This window comes from Kocuria oxytropis, from assembly GCF_040981195.1.
GTDB lineage: Bacteria > Actinomycetota > Actinomycetes > Actinomycetales > Micrococcaceae > Kocuria > Kocuria oxytropis.
In genome coordinates this window covers 72,693-88,983 of sequence record NZ_JAVFXA010000003.1, presented here as the reverse complement: position 1 = coordinate 88,983, position 16,291 = coordinate 72,693, and the positions used below count along the sequence as shown (strand labels likewise).

The window sequence follows — 16,291 nt, the reverse complement described above, 5'->3', positions numbered from 1 at the left end:
CCCCGGGCGACGTCCGGACACCGCCCGGGCGCTGTCCCGGACACTGCGCGGACGCTGTCCGGGGACTCGGCTCGCGGACCAGAGTGGGTGAGGCGCACCACAAATGTCAATAGAATGTATGGACATATACACATTCAAGCGTCCACAATGGGAGGAGTCCGCAGTCGTCCCCGTCCGTCCCAGCCCTTCGGAGGTCCCCATGTCCGGCCCGCTCCACCTCACGGTCGACAAGTCCTCCCCCGTGCCCCTCTACCACCAGGTGGCCCAGGGCCTCGAGGACGCGATCCGCAGCGGCGAGCTGCCCCCGGGGACCAAGCTGGACAACGAGATCGACCTCGCGCAGCGGCTCAACCTCTCCCGCCCGACCATGCGCAAGGCCATGGACCAGCTGGTCCGCGCCGGGCTGCTGGTGCGCAAGCGGGGGGTCGGCACCCAGGTGGTGGGCAGCCAGATCCGCCGCTCCCTCGAGCTGACGAGCCTGCACGAGGACCTCCAGCGCAGCGGAGGCCGGCCCAGCACGACGGTGCTGGACTTCGCCCGCGTGCCCGCTGACGACGAGGTGGCCCTCCTGCTCGGCATCGCCCCGGGCGACGAGGTCTACCACCTCGTGCGCCGGCGCAGCACGGACGACGAGCCGCTGGCCCTCATGGAGAACTGGATCCCGACCTCGCTGTGCGAGCTCACCCGCGAGCAGCTCGAGGAGCAGGGCCTGTACGCCCTGATGCGCGGGCAGGGCGTGAACTTCCAGCTGGCCCACCAGCGCGTGGGCGCCGTCTCCGCCGACGCGTTCCAGGCGGAGCAGCTGGGCGTGGAGCCCGGCGCCGCGCTGGTCAGCATGCACCGCACGGCCATGGACGACCTCGGCCGCCAGGTGGAGACCGGCCGGCACGTGTACCGGGCCGACAAGTACACGTTCGAGCTCACCCTCGTCCAGCGCTGAGCGCGGGCCCCGCACGGAACCAGCGGACCGGACCACGGGCCGGGACCACCGCACGTGGTGGCCCCACGGTCCCACGGCCCGAGACCACCGCACGAGACCACGCACGACGACGACACCGGAAGGCACAGCGACCCATGCACACCGACAGCTCCCGCCCCGACTGGGTCCACCCCAAGGACTCCGCCGCCCAGGACGGCTGGTTCGTCTCCCTGGGCGGCCACGACTCCGCGACCGAGGTCCCCGGCTGGGCCCACACCGGGCTGCGTGTGGCCGACCTGGGCCCGGGCGAGCGGATCAGCCTGGACGCCGCCGAGGAGGAGCGCATCGTGGTGCCCCTCGCGGGCGGCTTCACGGCGGAGACCGGCGGGCGGAGCTACGACCTCGCCGGGCGCCCGTCCGTCTTCGCGGGCCCCACTGACGTCCTCTACACGGGGGTCCGCCGGGACCTCAGCATCTCCACCGCGACCGGGGGGCGGGTGGCCGTGGCCTCCGCTCCGGCCCGTGCGGAGCACCCGACCCGGCTCGTGCGCCGCGAGGAGATCCCGGTGGAGCTGCGCGGCGCCGGCAGCTGCTCCCGGCAGGTGCACAACTTCGGGACGCCCGCGGCCCTGGAGGCCGACCGGTTCATCGTGTGCGAGGTGCTCACCCCGGCGGGCAACTGGTCCTCCTACCCGCCGCACAAGCACGACGAGGAGAAGGACGGCGAGACCGCCCTCGAGGAGATCTACTACTTCGAGACGCAGCTGGCCGAGGGCATGCCGGCCCCGGAGGGCGAGGGCACCGACCCCATGGGGTACCAGCGCGTCTACGCCTCGGACGAGCGGCCCATCGACGTCAGCGCGGAGGTGCGCTCCGGCGACGTCGTCCTGGTGCCCTACGGCTGGCACGGGCCCGCCATGGCGACCCCCGGCTACGACCTCTACTACCTCAACGTCATGGCCGGCCCGGGCCGGGTGCGGGAGTGGCTCATCAGCGACGACCCCCACCACGGCTGGATCCGCCGCACCTGGGACGAGTCGGCGGTCGACCCGCGGCTGCCCTTCGGCCGCTGAGCGGGCCCGCCCCGGCCGGGCCGGGCGACCGCCCCCGGGGGCACCCCGGGGACGGCGGGACGCGCGGCGCCGTCCGCCCGTGGAGCCGCGGGCTCGCCCTGCTGGTGGCGTCGGTGCTGTTCATGGAGCACCTCGACGGCACGATCCTGGTCACGGCGGCTCCGCGCATCGCGGCCGACCTCGGCGTCGGGAGCGCCGAGGTCGGGCTCACGATGACCGTCTACCTCGTCACCGTGGCCACGTTCATCCCCGTGGGCGGGTGGCTGGCCGGGCGCTTCGGCCCGCGGCGGGTGTTCTGCACGTCCGTCGTCGTCTTCACGCTCGCCTCGATCCTGTGCGCGGCGAGCGGCAGCCTGGCGGCCCTGGTCGCCGCACGGGCCCTGCAGGGGCTCGGCGGCGCGCTGATGGTCCCGGTCGGGCAGCTTGTCGTCCTGCGCGCCACGGACCGGCGGGATCTGCTGCGCACGATCGCCTGGCTCACCTGGCCCGCACTGCTCGCGCCCGTGCTGGCCCCGCTGCTGGGCGGGCTGCTGACGTCCTGGGCGAGCTGGCACTGGATCTTCCTGCTCAACGTCCCGGTGGGCGCGGCGGCCCTCGTGGCGGCGCTGTGGCTCGTCCGCGACACCACGACCGAGCCCCGGCCGCTCGACGTCCCCGGCCTGCTGTGGTGCACGCTCGCGGTGTTCGCCCTGGTCGCCGCCCTGGAACTGGTCCCCGACCCGCGGTGGGCCGGCCTCGCCGCCGGCCTGCTGGGCGCCGCGGCGCTCAGCGGGGCCCTCGCCGTCCGGTGGCTGCTGCGCACCAGGAGCCCCCTGCTGGACCTGCGGGTGTACCGGGTCGCCGGCTACCGGGCGGCGAACTCGGGCGGCCTCGTCTGCCGCGCGGTCGTCAGCTCGGTGCCGTTCCTGCTCCCGCTGCTGCTCCAGGACGGCTTCGGCCGCTCCCCCGTGGAGGCCGGGCTGCTGGTCACGGCCGTGTTCGCGGGCAACGTGGGCGTCAAGCCGGCCACCACCCCGCTGCTGCGCCGGTTCGGGTTCCGCGCCGTGCTGATCGGCTCCGTGGCCGGTGGCGCGGCATGCCTCGGGGCGTTCGTGCTGCTCACCGACGGGACGCCCCTGTGGCTGGTCACGGCCCTGCTGGTGCTCAGCGGGGCGCTGCGCTCCGTCGGGTTCACCGCCTACACCTCGCTGCAGTTCGCCGACGTGGCGCCGGAGCAGCTCTCCTCGGCCACCACCCTCTCCGCGACCGGCGCGCAGCTGGCCACGGGACTGGGCATCGCCGTGGGCGCCCTCGCCCTGCAGCTGTCCGCGACCGCCGCGGAGGGGCTCCCCGGAGCCGGCGAGCTGTTCCCGTACCGCGCCGCCTTCGTCCTCATGGCCGCGCTGCTGCTGCTGCCCCTGCTCGGGGCACTGCGACTGCCTGCGACAGCGGCGGCTCACGTCACCGGGCGCCCGCCCGGGAGGGCACGGACCCGGCGCCGGCCCTGACGCGCGGCACCGCCGCCGAGGAGCGGCACCACCGGCCGGGGCTGCACCGTGCGGGGCATCATCGGCTGCTCCGCCCTCTTTCCATATGTCCTAACATATGGTCAAATGATCGTGCCGGGATGCTCGACCTCCGGCCCACCCGCCGGGCGCCCACCGGGCCGGCCCGCCCTCCCGCACCGATCGAAAGGTTCCGACCATGCCCCTCGTGCGCATCGACGTCACCCAGGACCGCCGCTCCCCCGCCCAGCTCCGCGAGCTCGCCGACACCGTCCAGGACGTCATGCTGGACACCTTCGCCGCCCCGGCACGGGACCGGTACCAGATCATCACCGAGCACAGGCCCGGCCAGATCATCGCCGAGGACACCGGGCTGGGCTACACCCGCACCGACGACCTCGTGGTCGTCCAGGTCATCCAGCAGGGCCGCAGCGAGGCCCAGAAGCAGGCCATGTACCGGGCCCTGGCCGACCGTCTCGAGGAGCGCACCGGGCTGGACCCGCAGGACCTCATCGTCTCCGTCACCGAGAACACCCGGGAGGACTGGTCCTTCGGCCTGGGCACCGCCCAGTTCCTCACCGGAGAGCTCTAGCCGCACGGCCCTCCGTTCCGCGGCCGGCTCCGGGGCGGAGGGCCGCGGCGGCAGCTCCGGAGCGCAGGCGGGTCCCCTCCGGCGCCGGAGGGGACCCGCCGGAGGGGCAGCCGTGGTCAGCGCAGGGCGTCGACGGACGCGGCGGCGTCCTTCAGGACGGCGGCGGCGATCTCGAGCCCCTCGATCCGCCCCAGGGACACGTCCTCGTGCTCGATGTTGACCGCCATGTCCGGGTCGACCTCGTGCAGCGCGGTGAGGAACTCCGCCCAGTAGGCGGTGTCGTGGCCCCGTCCCAGCGCCACGAAGTCCCAGGCGGAGTCCTCGGGCCACTCGTTGGCCCACTCGTCGCCGCCGAGGTTGGTGCGCTCCTCCTCGGGGGAGAGCCGACGGAAGCTGTTGTCCAGGACACCGTAGAGCGCGGCGTTGTCCTTGTTGATCCGGACGTCCTTGGCCGCGGCGTGGAGCACCAGCGGGCCGAGCTCGCGCACCACGGCGACCGGGTCCATCTGCTGCCAGAACAGGTGCGAGGCGTCCAGCTCCACCCCCACGTGGGTGGCCCCGGTCAGGTCGATGAGCTTGCGGACGTCGGCGGTGTTGAACACCACGTTCTGCGGGTGCAGCTCCAGGGCCACCTTCACCCCGTGGTCGGCGGCCAGCCGGTCGGTCTCCCGCCAGAAGTCCGCGACGATCCCCCACTGGTGGTCGAGCACGTCCAGGGCCGCGGAGTTCCAGGCGTTGACGATCCAGTGGGGCACGGTGGCCCCGGGCTCCCCGCCGGGCAGCCCGGACATGGTCACCACCCGGTCCTGGCCCAGGCGCTCGGCGAGCCGGATGGAGCGGCGGATGTCCTCGGCGTGCTTCTCGCCGATCGCCCGCTTCGGGTGCAGCGGGTTGCCGTTGCAGTTCAGGCCGGCGATCGAGACGCCGGTGCCCTCGAAGAGCCCCAGGTAGTCGTCGCGGGCGGCGTCGCTGACGAGGATCTGGTCCATGTCGGGGACGTGGACGGCCGGGAGGAATCCCCCGGTGTTGATCTCGATGCCGGTCAGGCCCAGGCCGGCGACGACCTCCAGCGCCTCGGGCAGGGAGCGGTCGTGCAGGATCGCGTTGTAGACGCCGAGCTTCACAGGAGGACCTTCTTTCCGTGGTTCGTGGCGGACTCCACGGCCGCCTCGAGGATTTCCATGTTGTGCACGCCCTCGGCGAAGGAGGCGTTGCGGGGCAGGGAGACGGACTCGTCGAGACCGGCGACCTCCTCCAGGAAGGCCCGTGCCTGGTAGCCGAAGGCGTCGTTCTGGCCGAACCCGACGCCGGGGGCGTCCATGGCCAGTCCGCCACCGAGGTAGGCGTGGCCGGGGCCGAGGTTGACCGTGCGGTAGCCGTTGGTGGCCTCCGGTCCGTCGGTGAGGAACAGCTCGATCTCGGCCGGACGCAGCTGGCTGAACCGGGCGGCGCCCCTCTCGCAGAACACCTCGAAGGTCAGGGTGTTCGGGTGGCCCGCCGCCACCCGGGAGACCTCCAGGACCCCGGCGCCGGAGGCGAACTCCGCGGAGTAGGAGGCGTAGTCGTCGTTCTCCACCGGCTCGTGGACGTCGCTGACCTCGACGAGGTCGTGACCGGTCACCGCACCCAGCGGGACGGGACGCTCGGTGATCGTGGTGACCAGCCGCCCGCCGGACACGGAGGCGATGTCCCCGCAGAGGAACTCCGCGACGTAGGACAGGTGGCTGCCGACGTCGGCCAGGGCACCGGAGCCGGGAGCGCCCTGGTAGCGCCAGCTCATGGGCGCCTTGGGGTTCACGCCGTAGTCGGTCCAGTACCGGCCGCTGAAGTGCAGCACCTTCCCCAGCGTCCCGCCCTGGATCAGGTCGCGGATCGCGGCGATGCCGGGGGTGCGCCGGAAGGTGAAGCCGATCCGGGCGACGGCGTCCGCCTGCTCGGCGGACCGGGCCATGGCGCGGGCGTCCTCGAGGGTGTCGCTGAGCGGCTTCTCGCACAGCACGTGCTTGCCGGCCTCGAGCAGGCCCTCGACGACCCGGCGGTGGAAGCGGTTGGCGATCACGACGCTGACCACGTCGATCGCCGGGTCCTCCGCGATCGCCTCCCAGGATCCCACGGCCTTCTCGTAGCCGTAGCGACGGGCCACGTGCCCGCCCAGCGCCTCGTTGACGTCCCCGATGGCGGCGTAGCGCAGCGGGGGCAGGACGGGGTCGTAGAGGGTGGGCGCCACGCGGTAGGCCGCGGCGTGGGCCTGCCCGGCCATGCCGGCGCCGATGACGGCGATGCCGATGCTGTCGGTCATGTTCTTCTCCTGACAGAGGTGTGGACGGATGGGGACCCGTGGAAGGGCGGGGACGCCGCGGGGGTCGAGCGGGGACGGCGGGCGCTCCGGCCGGAGGGCGGCGGCGGTGCCGGACAGCCGCACCGCGGAGGACGCGGCGGGTTTTGGAGCGCTCCAACGAGCGTAGGAGCACGCGTGCCGGAGGTCAAGAGGTTTGTCAGGACACATTGCGGAGGCACAATGCTGTGGTGACCTCCGACCCGCCGCGCCGGCCCACCATCTACGACGTCGCCCGGACGGCGGGTGTCTCCAAGTCCCTCGTGTCGCTGGTGCTGCGCGGCTCGCCCAGCGTGTCCGAGGCCCGGCGGGCGGCCGTGCTCGCGGCCGTGGAGGAGCTGGGCTACCGCCCCAGCCAGGCGGCCGCGACACTGGCCGGCGCCACGACGCGCACCGTCGGGGTCGTCATCGACGACTACCGGAACCTCTGGTTCGTGGAGCTGCTGCGCGGTCTGCAGGAGGGCCTGGCCCCGCACGGGCTGCGGATCGCGGTGGCCGACCACACCCTCAACGCCCACGTGGAGGCCCACCCGCTGGACGGATTCCTGTCGATGCGCGTCGACGGCCTGGTGATCGCCACCGAGCCGACGGCGGCCATGCGCGTGCCGGAGGGGCTGCCCGTCGTGGTGGCCGGCCACCGGGAGGGCGTGGTGCCGGGGGCCGACGTCGTCGCGACCGACGACCGGCTGGGCGCCCGGGGGGCGACGGAGCACCTCGTCGGTCTCGGTCACCGCCGGATCGGGCACCTGACGGGCGGCGGCGGGGCGGCCCGTCTGCGGGCGGAGGGCTACGCGGCGGCGATGACCGCGGCGGGTCTCGAGCCGCTGGTCGTCGCCGGCCACGGCGCCACCACGGAGGAGGACGGATATGTCGCCGCGGTGCGCCTGCTCGACACCGCGCCGGGGACCACGGCGGTCCTCGCCGCCAACGACACCATGGCCATGGGGGCGCTCGCGGCCGCCGGCGAGCGCGGGCTGCGCGTGCCGCAGGACCTCTCCGTGGTGGGCTACGACGACTCTCCCATCGCCTCCACCCACCTGCTGCGGCTGACCACCGTGGACAGCCGCAGCGCGCAGATCGGGGCCGTGGCCGCCGAGCGGCTCATGGCCCGGATCGGCGGGAGCCCGGGCGCGGCCCCGCCGCTCCTGCTCGCGCCGGAGCTGGTCGTGCGCGGGTCCACGGCCGCACCGGGCGCGGCAGGATGACGGAGCAGCCCGGCGGCCGCTCCGCCGGGGGAATGCGGCGGGGCGCGGCAGGACCGTTGCCCCGCCGCGCCCCGCCCCGGTCCACCGCTCAGGCGCGGGCCGGGACCTCCGCCGTGCGGTAGAGCTCCGGCTTCGGCTGCATCTGCACGGGCACGATCTCCCCGGTGGCCTGCGCCCGGACGCCGGCCTCGCAGCACGCCGCCGTGGCGTAGCCGTCCCAGGCGGAGGGACCACCGATCCGCCCGTCGGCCGCCGCGTCGACCCACGCCTGGATCTCGCGGTCGTAGGCCTCGGCGAAGCGCTCCTCGAACCCGGGGGTCACCTGCCCGCCCCAGGTCCCGGCGGTGCGGACGTAGGGCTCGGTGTCGCCGCCGATCCCGACGACGCCGGTCTCGAAGGAGGCCTGGGTGGCGACCTGGTAGCCGAACTGCGCGTTGACGTAGGCCTCGACCTGGGCGAGGATCCCGGACTCGGTCTCCAGGAGCACCAGCTGCGGGTCCCTCTGGCCCTCCGGGGCATTGCGGGTGGAGCGCCCGATCCGGACCTGGACCGAGGTGATCTCCTCGCCGGTGAAGAAGCGCACGGCGTCGAACTCGTGCACCACGGAGTCGTTGATGATCATCTCGTTGGTGAACCCGGGCGGGGTGGTCGGGTTGCGGTGCTGGTGGTGCAGGGTCAGCAGCTCCCCGTAGGCCTTCTCCTCGATCATCCGGCGCAGGGAGAGGTAGCCCGCGTCGAAGCGGCGCATGAAGCCGACCTGGATCAGCTGCCGGCCGGCGGCGGCCTCCGCCTCGACCACCCGCCAGGAGGACTCGGCGTCCGGGGTCAGCGGCTTCTCGCACAGGGTGGGCAGCCCGTGCTCGATGGCGGACAGCAGCACCTGCTCGTGCAGGGAGCCGGGCGTGGCGATGAGGGCGGCGTCGATGTCGTCCCGGTCCAGCACCTCCTGGAAGTCCGTGTGGGCGACCGCGCCCGGGATGTGGGCGATGGCGGCCTCGGCCCGGGCCCGGTCGATGTCGACGACGGCGGCGATCTCGGCGCCGTTGATCCGGCGGTGGATCCGCTCGATGTGGTCGGCGCCCATGCGGCCGGCTCCGACGACGGCTACGCGCAACGGGTTGTTCATGGTGGTCTCCGTGATCTGTGAGTGGCCCCGGGGGGCCGGGTGTGCGGGAGGGCTCCCGCCGGTCCGGGACCGGCGGGAGCCGGGGTGGTGCGGATCAGTGGTCGCCGGAGGACGGGAACGCGAAGGACGCCCCGGAGGCGTGGTGCGGCTCGGGCCACCGCTCGGTGACGGCCTTGCCGCGGGTGTAGAAGCGCACGCCGTCGGGACCGTAGATGTGGTGGTCGCCGAACAGCGAGGCCTTCCAGCCGCCGAAGGAGTGCCAGGCCACGGGCACCGGGATCGGGACGTTGACCCCGATCATGCCCACGGTCACCTGCCGCTTGAACTGGCGGGCGTAGGCCCCGGAGGAGGTGAAGATCGCGGTGCCGTTGCCGTAGGGGTTGGCGTTGATGACCTCGATGCCCTCCTCCAGGCTGTCCACGCGCAGGACGACCAGCACGGGCCCGAAGATCTCCTCCTCGTAGGCCTCCATGTCCTGGCGCACCCTGTCCAGGACGGTGGGGCCGACGAAGAAGCCGTCCTCGTGGTCGGCCACGATCAGGTCCCGGCCGTCGACGACGACGGCCGCGCCGGCCTCCTCGGCGGCGGTGACGATCCGCACGACCCGGTCCCGGGAGGCGGGGGTGATGACCGGGCCCATGTCCGAGGAGGCGTCCATGCCGTTGCCCACGGTGATGTCCTTGGCCCGCTCCGCGAGCTTGTCCACCAGCGCGTCCGCGGCCTCGCCGACGGCCACGGCCACCGAGACGGCCATGCAGCGCTCCCCGGCGGAGCCGAAGGCGGCCGCGGTGAGGTTGTCGGCCGCGGAGTCCATGTCGGCGTCCGGCAGCACGATCGCGTGGTTCTTGGCCCCGCCGAGGGCCTGGACGCGCTTGCCGTGCTTGGTGGCGGTCTCGTGCACGTACTGGGCGATCGGGGTGGAGCCCACGAAGGAGATGCCGTCCACGTCCGGGTGGGTCAGCAGCCCGTCCACGGCCTCCTTGCCGCCGTGCAGGACCTGGAAGACACCGTCCGGCAGACCGGCCTGCTTCCACAGCTCGGCGATCAGCAGGGACGGGGAGGGGTCCCGCTCGGAGGGCTTGAGGATGAACGCGTTGCCGGTGGCGATCGCGACCGGGGCCATCCACAGTGGCACCATGACGGGGAAGTTGAACGGGGTGATGCCCGCGACCACCCCGAGGGGCTGGCGGAAGGAGTAGACGTCGATGCCGGTGGAGAACTGGTCGGAGAACTCCCCCTTGAGCTGCTCGGCGATCCCGCAGGCGAACTCGACGACCTCGAGGCCGCGGCCCACCTCGCCCTTGGCGTCGGAGAGCACCTTGCCGTGCTCGGCCGTGATCAGGGCGGCGAGGTCGTCGGTGTGGGCGGCCACGAGCTCCCGGAACTTGAACAGCACGGCGGTGCGCTTGGCCAGGGACACGTCCCCCCACGAGTCGGCGGCCTTGCGGGCCGCGGCCACCGTGGCCTGCAGGTCCTCCTCGGAGGCCAGGTGCAGGATGCCGGACACCTCACCGGTCGCGGGGTTGTAGATCTCCTGGGTGCGCTCCCCGGTGCCGGGCGTGCGCGCCCCGTCGATGAAGTGCTCGACGTGCTGGGTCTGCTGCTGGGTCTGCTGGGTCATGGTGTTCTCCTTCAGTTGCCGAGCAGCGGACGCTGCCGGGCCTTGTGCTGCTGGTAGACCTCGTAGGCCTCGTTCGTGGACTCGAGCGTGGCGGTGCCCGTGACGGGCACGTCCCACCAGGACTCGGAGCTGGGCGCGTCGATCAGCGGGTCCGACTCCACGTGCACGAGCACGGGACCGGAGCCCTCCGGCACGGCCTTCGCCTGCGCGACGGCGTCCTTCAGCCGGTCGATCACGCCCTCGCCGGGCTCGACCCGCAGCACGCGCACCCCGAGGGACTCGGCGTTGGTGGCGAGGTCGATCGGCAGCGTGGAGCCGTCGTCGAAGCTGTGCCGCTCCCCGTCGAGGTAGCGGTACTTCGTGCCGAAGCGCTGGGAGCCCAGCTGCTCGGACAGGGCGCCGATCGAGGCGTAGCCGTGGTTCTGGATGAGCACCACCACGAGCTTGAGCCCCTCGGCCACGGCCGTGACGAGCTCGGTGTGCATCATCAGGTACGAGCCGTCCCCGACCATGACGACGACGTCCCGCGCGTCCTGCGGCGCGCCGGCCCGCTCGGCCTCGGCCACGACGGCGCGCTTGACGCCCAGGCCGCCGGCGATCTCGTAGCCCATGCACGAGAACGCGTACTCGACGTGGTAGCCGTACGGGTCCTTGACGCGCCACATCTTGTGCAGGTCCCCGGGCAGCGAGCCGGCGGCGCACACGACGACGTCACGGTCGTCCATGGCCTCGTTGACCGCCCCGATGATCTCGTTCTGGCTGGGCAGCGGTAGGTGCCGCTCGGCGAACGCCGCGTCCACGGTCGCGTCCCAGCGCCGCTTCTCGGCCTCCACGGTGGCCGCGAGGTCCGCGCCGGCCCGGTACCCGCCGAGCGCGTGCGTGAGCTCCACGAGGGTCTTCCGGGCGTCGGCCACGACCGGCACGGCGGTGCCCTGCTTGTAGGCGTCGAACGCGGCCACGTTGATGTTGACGAAGCGCACGTCCGGGTGCTGGAACGCCGTGCGGGAGGCGGTGGTGAAGTCCTCGTACCGGGTGCCGATGCCGATGACCAGGTCGGCCTCGGCCACCACGGCGTTGGACGCCGTGGACCCGGTGGAGCCGACGGCCCCGAGGCACAGCGGGTGGTCCCAGTCCAGGACCCCCACCCCTGCCTGGGTGTAGGCGACCGGGATGCCGGTGGCCTCCGCGAACTCGCGCAGCGCCTCGGTGGCGAAGGCGTAGTGGACGCCGCCGCCGGCGATGACCACGGGACGCTCGGCGGCGCGGATGGCCGCGACGGCCGCGCGGACGTCCTCCTCCTCCGGGGCGGGGCGGCGGATCCGCCACTCGCGGGGCGCGAGGAACTCCTCGGGCACCTCGAGCGGCTCCGCCTGCACGTCCTGCGGCAGGGCGATGGTCACGGCACCGGTCTCGGCCGGGTCCGTGAGCACCCGCATGCCGTTGAGCAGCGCGGAGAAGAGCTGCTCGGGGCGCCAGACGCGGTCGAAGTAGCGGCTGACCGGGCGGAAGACGTCGTTGACGGTGATGTCGTTGGCGTCGGGGCGCTCGAGCTGCTGGAGCACCGGGTCCGGCCGCCGGGAGGCGAACTGGTCCGAGGGGAACAGCAGCGCGGGCAGCCGGTTCGTGGTGGCCAGGGCGGCGCCGGTCACCATGTTGGTGGCGCCGGGCCCGATGGACGTGGACACCGCGAAGGTGGCCCGGCGGCGGGTGTGCCGGGCGTAGCCGACGGCCTGGTGCACCTGCGCCTGCTCGTTGCGGCCCTGGTAGTAGGGCATCAGGGCGGGGTCCTGCCCCTGGTACTGCCGCAGCGCCTGGCCCACCCCGGCCACGTTGCCGTGGCCGAAGATGCCGAACATGCCCGGGATCGTGCGCTGCCGGTACTCCTGCCCGTCGATCCGGTCCACGGTCCACTGGTTGGCGAGGAACTCCACGAGCGCCTGGGAGACGGAGAGGGTGCGCGTGCTCATCGGGCGGCTCCTTCCTCGACCGGGTGGCCCTTGAGCAGGGACGCGGCGGTGGCCACGGCCCCGGCGACGTCGCCGTCCTCGGGGTAGAGCAGGGTGCGGCCCACGGTCAGGCCCTGCACGCCGGGCAGGGCGAGCGCGGCCTCCCAGGTCGCGAAGACCTCGTCGGGCCGGCCGCTGGGGTCCCCGCCCAGCAGGACCGTGGGCAGCGTGGTGGCGGCCATCACGCGCTCCATGTCCTCGACCACGGGCAGCTTCATCCACGTGTGCGCGGAGGTCCCGCCCAGGCCCTGGGCGATGGCCACGGACTGGATCACGGCCTCGGCCGAGAGGTCGTTGACGATGCCGCGGCCGGTGGTCCGGGAGACGAAGGGCTCGACCATGGCGATCAGGCCCAGCGCGGCCAGGGAGTCGACCGCCTTGGCGGTGTTCTCCAGGACCGAGGTGGTGTTCGGGTCCTCGAAGCAGATGCGGGTGAGCATCTTGCCGCCGTCGGCGCCGATCCGGTCCAGCGCCTCGGCGGTGTGGCCGGTGAAGCGGTCGTCGATCTCGTTGACCAGCCCGGGCAGCCCGCCGCGGTTCATGGAGCCGAAGACCAGCTTGCCCTCGAGGGCGCCGAGCAGCAGCAGGTCGTCGAGCACGTCCGGGGAGGCGAGCACACCGTCGACCCGGGGGTCCGCCAGGGCGATCTGCAGCCGGTCGAGCAGGCTGCGCCGGTCGGCCATGGCGTCGTGCTCGTCGCGCACCTTCAGCGCGCCGCGGGCCGCGTGGTCCGCGGCCACGACGAAGTTCTGCCGTCCGTGCACGGGCCCGGGGTGGCGGCGGCGGGAGTCGGCGGCGCGCTGGACGGCGCGCGGGTCCTCGAGCCGGATCCTGGTCAGGTGCTCGTAGCGGCGGGGGTTCGCCGTGTCGAGCTCGAGGGGGGTCGTGGTGGTCATCGGGTGGCTCCTTCGGGTACGGCGCGGCCGCGCTCGCGCAGCAGCTGGAAGACCTCGTCGGGGGTGGGCATGGCGTCGGAGCAGGAGACCCTCGACGCGACGATCGCGCCGGACGCGTTGGCGTAGTCCAGGACCTGCTCGAGGCTCCAGCCCTGGTTGATGCCGTGGCAGAAGGCGCCGCCGAAGGAGTCCCCGGCACCGAGGCCGTTGACGGTCTCCACCGGGACGGGGGCCGAGACCACCCGCTCCTCGCGGGTCTTGGCCATGACGCCCTCGGGGCCGAGCTTGACCACGGCGATCCGCACACCGGCCTCCAGCAGCCGGTCGGCCTGCTCGTCCGGGGTGCCCTCGCCCACGGCCACCGCGCACTCCTTGTCGTTGCCGATGGCGATGGTCACGTGCTGCAGCAGCTCGTGGACCTGCGCCCGGGCCTCCTCCTCGGACTCCCAGAACATGGGGCGGTAGTCGAGGTCGAGGACGGTGTGCTGGTCGGCGCGCAGCCGCTCCCGCGGACGGGCCTCGTGGGCGGCGAGGTGGGCGGAGCGGGACGGCTCCTGGCACAGGCCCGTCACCGTGGACCAGAGGATGCGCGTGTCCCGCACGACCTCGGGGTCGATCTCCTCGGGCCGGATCTGCAGGTCCGGGGCCGTGGGGAAGCGCCCGTAGAAGTACAGCGGGAAGTCCTCCGGCGGCTGGATCGCACAGAACGTGGCGGGGGTCTGCAGCCCCGGCACGGCGCTCACGAACCGGTCGTCCACGCGGAAGCGGGTGAGCTCGCGGTGCAGGTAGGTCCCGAACGGGTCGTCGCCGGTGCGGGTGATCACCGCGGCCGACTCGCCGTGCCGGGCCGCGGCGACCGCCACGTTCGACGGCGAACCGCCGAGGTACTTGCGGAACGTGGTCACGTCCTCGAGGCCGACGCCGATGTCGTCGGGGTAGATGTCGACGCTGATGCGTCCCAGGGTCACGACGTCGTAGCTCATGCGTGGGCCTCCGTCCTCTGCGTGTTCCGGTGCCGGTCGCGGGCCGCGGCGGCGCGCTCGGTCATCTGCTCCAGCTGGTAGCGGGAGACCTCCGTGGCGTTCTCGTTCTCGGCGAAGACCGAGGAGACCATCACGGAGTCCTCCCGGTCGAGGAAGCCGTTGCCGGCCAGCCCGCCGAAGAACTCGTCCCAGTCGACGTCGCCGTCGCCGATCCTCAGGTGCTGGTGGACGCGGGCCGCGCTGCCCGGCGGGTTCGTGATGTAGCGCAGCCCGTGCGAGCGGTGGTGGTCCATGGTGTCGGCGACGTGGACGACGCGCAGCCGGTCCCCCACCGCGGCCATGATCTCCAGCGGGGCGTCCTCCATGTGGAAGGTGTGCGGCGCCACGTAGACGAAACCGAGGTTCGGGGAGTTCACGCCCCGGATCACCCGCCAGGCGGCCAGGCCCTGCTCCACGAAGTCGTCGGGGTGCGGGTCGATCGCGATGTGCACGCCCTCGGCCTCGATCAGGGGCAGCAGCTCCTCCATCGAGCGGTAGAAGGCCCGCTCGGACTCCTCGGCCAGCTCGGGCCGGCCCTGGAACTCGGTGTTCATCTGCTGCACCCCGAGATCCACGGTCATCCGGATGGCCCGTTTCCAGTAGCGCACCGCGGCCTCACGGGCGTCCGGGTCCGGGGCGGACCAGCGGAGCACCGGCAGCACGGAGGCGATCTGCACGCCCGCGTCGCGGCAGGCCGCCCGGAGGTCCGCGACGAGCCGGTCGTCGGCCTTGGGGTGGTTGAAGAAGGGCAGGAAGTCCGGGTGCGGCGTCAGCTGCAGGTACTCGTAGCCCAGGTCCGCGGCGAGCCGCGGGAACTCGAGCAGCGAGTGGGTCGAGTGGAACGGTGTGGGATCGAGGGCGATCTTCATGGACTGGTCTCCAGGTCGGTGGCGCGGGTCGGTGGCGCGGGTCAGCGGACGCGGGTGCGGGAGCCGCAGCCCAGCAGGTAGGAGCGCGTGCGGGTGGCGATGGGCAGGGGGACGTCGAAGGAGGAGACGGGGTACATGTCCTGCTCGACGATGCCGAAGATCGGCCGGTCCAGCTTCTCCACCTCCGCGATGACCGCCGCGAGGTCGGGCAGTCCGGCGGGCGGCTCGACCATGACCCCCGCCAGGTTGGCCGCGGCCCAGGTCAGGTTCTCCCGGCGCACGCGCTCGAGGACCACCGGGTCGATCTGCTTCAGGTGCAGGTAGCCGATCCGCTCCGGGTACCTGCGGATCAGGTCCACGGAGGAGGCTCCTCCGTACTCGGCGTGGCCGGTGTCCAGGCACAGGGTGACCAGCTCGGGGTCGGTGCGCCGGAGGAAGGTCTCGATGTCCGGCTGACCGCACACGTGGGAGTCGGCGTGGGAGTGGAACTGCTGCTGCAGGCCGTACTCCTCCCGCAGCACCTTGCCGAGCCGGTCGTGGCCCGTGCACAGGGCGTTCCACTGCTCGGTGCTCAGGTGCTCGTTCTCGAGGGCCTCTCCCGTGACGTCGTCGCGCCACATGGCCGGGATCACCACGATGTGCTCGCCGCCCATGGCGGCGGTCAGCTCGGCGACCCGGCGGGCGGGCTCCCAGGCCTCGTCCCACTGGGCGGCGCCCCGGTGGAAGGCGGTGAAGACGGTGCCGGCGGAGACCTTGAGGTCGCGCTGGGCCAGCTCGTCGGCCAGCCGGGCGGGATCGGTGGGCAGGTACCCGTAGGGGCCGAGCTCGATCCAGGAGTAGCCGGCCTCGGCCACCTCGTCGAGGAAGCGCTCCCACGGCGTCTGCTGCGGGTCGTCGGGGAACCACACGCCCCACGAGTCCGGGGCGGTGCCGATGAGCACGGGGTTCTGCTGCCGGTCCGCCGTGTCGGCGGTCCGGGTGGTCGTGTTCTGCTGTGCCATGGTGACCTGCTCTCTGGTGCCGGGCCGGCGGTCCGGGCGGGTGCCGGGCGCCGGGTCGATCAGTGTTCCGGATCACAACCAGGATACGACATCAGGTCAGTTTGTAAAGACATACCGTCTTATTCATGTCGTGCCGTGCGCG

General features: G+C 73.0%; 14 protein-coding genes. 5 read left to right on the top strand and 9 right to left on the bottom strand.

Going from position 1 to position 16,291, the window contains the following annotated elements:
* Positions 1-199: 199 nt before the first annotated feature.
* From QYM41_RS04380 to QYM41_RS04365, 4 genes are all read left to right on the top strand, one after another.
* Positions 200-940 carry a GntR family transcriptional regulator gene (locus QYM41_RS04380; protein ID WP_368798523.1) on the top strand — a complete coding sequence of 247 codons (741 nt, stop codon included), beginning with the start codon at positions 200-202 and terminating at the stop codon, positions 938-940.
* Between the two features lie 134 nt (positions 941-1,074).
* Complete coding sequence (gene iolB, locus QYM41_RS04375) at positions 1,075-1,992, top strand: 5-deoxy-glucuronate isomerase (RefSeq protein ID WP_368798522.1); 918 nt, start codon at positions 1,075-1,077, stop codon at positions 1,990-1,992.
* Between the two features lie 122 nt (positions 1,993-2,114).
* Positions 2,115-3,479 carry an MFS transporter gene (locus QYM41_RS04370; RefSeq protein WP_438612550.1) on the top strand — a complete coding sequence of 455 codons (1,365 nt, stop codon included), beginning with the start codon at positions 2,115-2,117 and terminating at the stop codon, positions 3,477-3,479.
* A 196-nt stretch (positions 3,480-3,675) separates the two neighbouring features.
* Positions 3,676-4,068: a tautomerase family protein gene (locus tag QYM41_RS04365; protein WP_368798520.1), complete on the top strand. Its 393-nt coding sequence runs from the start codon at positions 3,676-3,678 to the stop codon at positions 4,066-4,068.
* Positions 4,069-4,184: 116 nt separating this feature from the next.
* On the opposite strand, the gene QYM41_RS04360 is transcribed toward QYM41_RS04365, so the two are convergent.
* The gene (locus QYM41_RS04360) at positions 4,185-5,192 is read right to left on the bottom strand and encodes a sugar phosphate isomerase/epimerase family protein (RefSeq protein WP_368798519.1); all 1,008 of its coding nucleotides are present in this window, start codon (positions 5,190-5,192) and stop codon (positions 4,185-4,187) included.
* Entirely contained in the window at positions 5,189-6,367 is a 1,179-nt protein-coding gene (locus QYM41_RS04355) for a Gfo/Idh/MocA family protein (protein WP_368798518.1), read from the bottom strand. Before QYM41_RS04355 ends, QYM41_RS04360 begins: the two co-directional genes overlap by 4 nt.
* 227 nt (positions 6,368-6,594) lie before the next feature.
* On the opposite strand from QYM41_RS04355, the gene QYM41_RS04350 reads away from it, so the two are divergent.
* Positions 6,595-7,608: a LacI family DNA-binding transcriptional regulator gene (locus QYM41_RS04350; RefSeq protein ID WP_368798516.1), complete on the top strand. Its 1,014-nt coding sequence runs from the start codon at positions 6,595-6,597 to the stop codon at positions 7,606-7,608.
* 88 nt (positions 7,609-7,696) lie between these two features.
* Here QYM41_RS04350 and QYM41_RS04345 read toward each other — a convergent pair whose 3' ends face one another.
* From QYM41_RS04345 to QYM41_RS04315, 7 genes are all read right to left on the bottom strand, one after another.
* Positions 7,697-8,734, bottom strand: coding sequence for a Gfo/Idh/MocA family protein (locus QYM41_RS04345; RefSeq protein ID WP_368798515.1), 1,038 nt, complete (start codon positions 8,732-8,734; stop codon positions 7,697-7,699).
* Between the two features lie 94 nt (positions 8,735-8,828).
* Positions 8,829-10,355 (bottom strand): CoA-acylating methylmalonate-semialdehyde dehydrogenase, encoded by a 1,527-nt coding sequence (locus QYM41_RS04340; protein ID WP_368798514.1) that lies wholly within the window; start codon positions 10,353-10,355, stop codon positions 8,829-8,831.
* A gap of 11 nt (positions 10,356-10,366) precedes the next feature.
* The gene (gene iolD / locus QYM41_RS04335) at positions 10,367-12,322 is read right to left on the bottom strand and encodes a 3D-(3,5/4)-trihydroxycyclohexane-1,2-dione acylhydrolase (decyclizing) (protein WP_368798513.1); all 1,956 of its coding nucleotides are present in this window, start codon (positions 12,320-12,322) and stop codon (positions 10,367-10,369) included.
* Positions 12,319-13,257 (bottom strand): Cgl0159 family (beta/alpha)8-fold protein, encoded by a 939-nt coding sequence (locus tag QYM41_RS04330; protein ID WP_368798512.1) that lies wholly within the window; start codon positions 13,255-13,257, stop codon positions 12,319-12,321. Before QYM41_RS04330 ends, iolD begins: the two co-directional genes overlap by 4 nt.
* A complete protein-coding gene (gene iolC, locus QYM41_RS04325) occupies positions 13,254-14,240 on the bottom strand; it encodes a 5-dehydro-2-deoxygluconokinase (protein ID WP_368798511.1) in 987 nt (328 codons plus the stop codon). The genes QYM41_RS04330 and iolC overlap by 4 nt, the downstream gene beginning before the upstream one ends.
* Entirely contained in the window at positions 14,237-15,148 is a 912-nt protein-coding gene (locus QYM41_RS04320) for a sugar phosphate isomerase/epimerase family protein (RefSeq protein ID WP_368798510.1), read from the bottom strand. Before QYM41_RS04320 ends, iolC begins: the two co-directional genes overlap by 4 nt.
* Positions 15,149-15,189: 41 nt before the next feature.
* Positions 15,190-16,149 (bottom strand): sugar phosphate isomerase/epimerase family protein, encoded by a 960-nt coding sequence (locus QYM41_RS04315; protein ID WP_368798509.1) that lies wholly within the window; start codon positions 16,147-16,149, stop codon positions 15,190-15,192.
* Between the last annotated feature and the right edge of the window lie 142 nt (positions 16,150-16,291).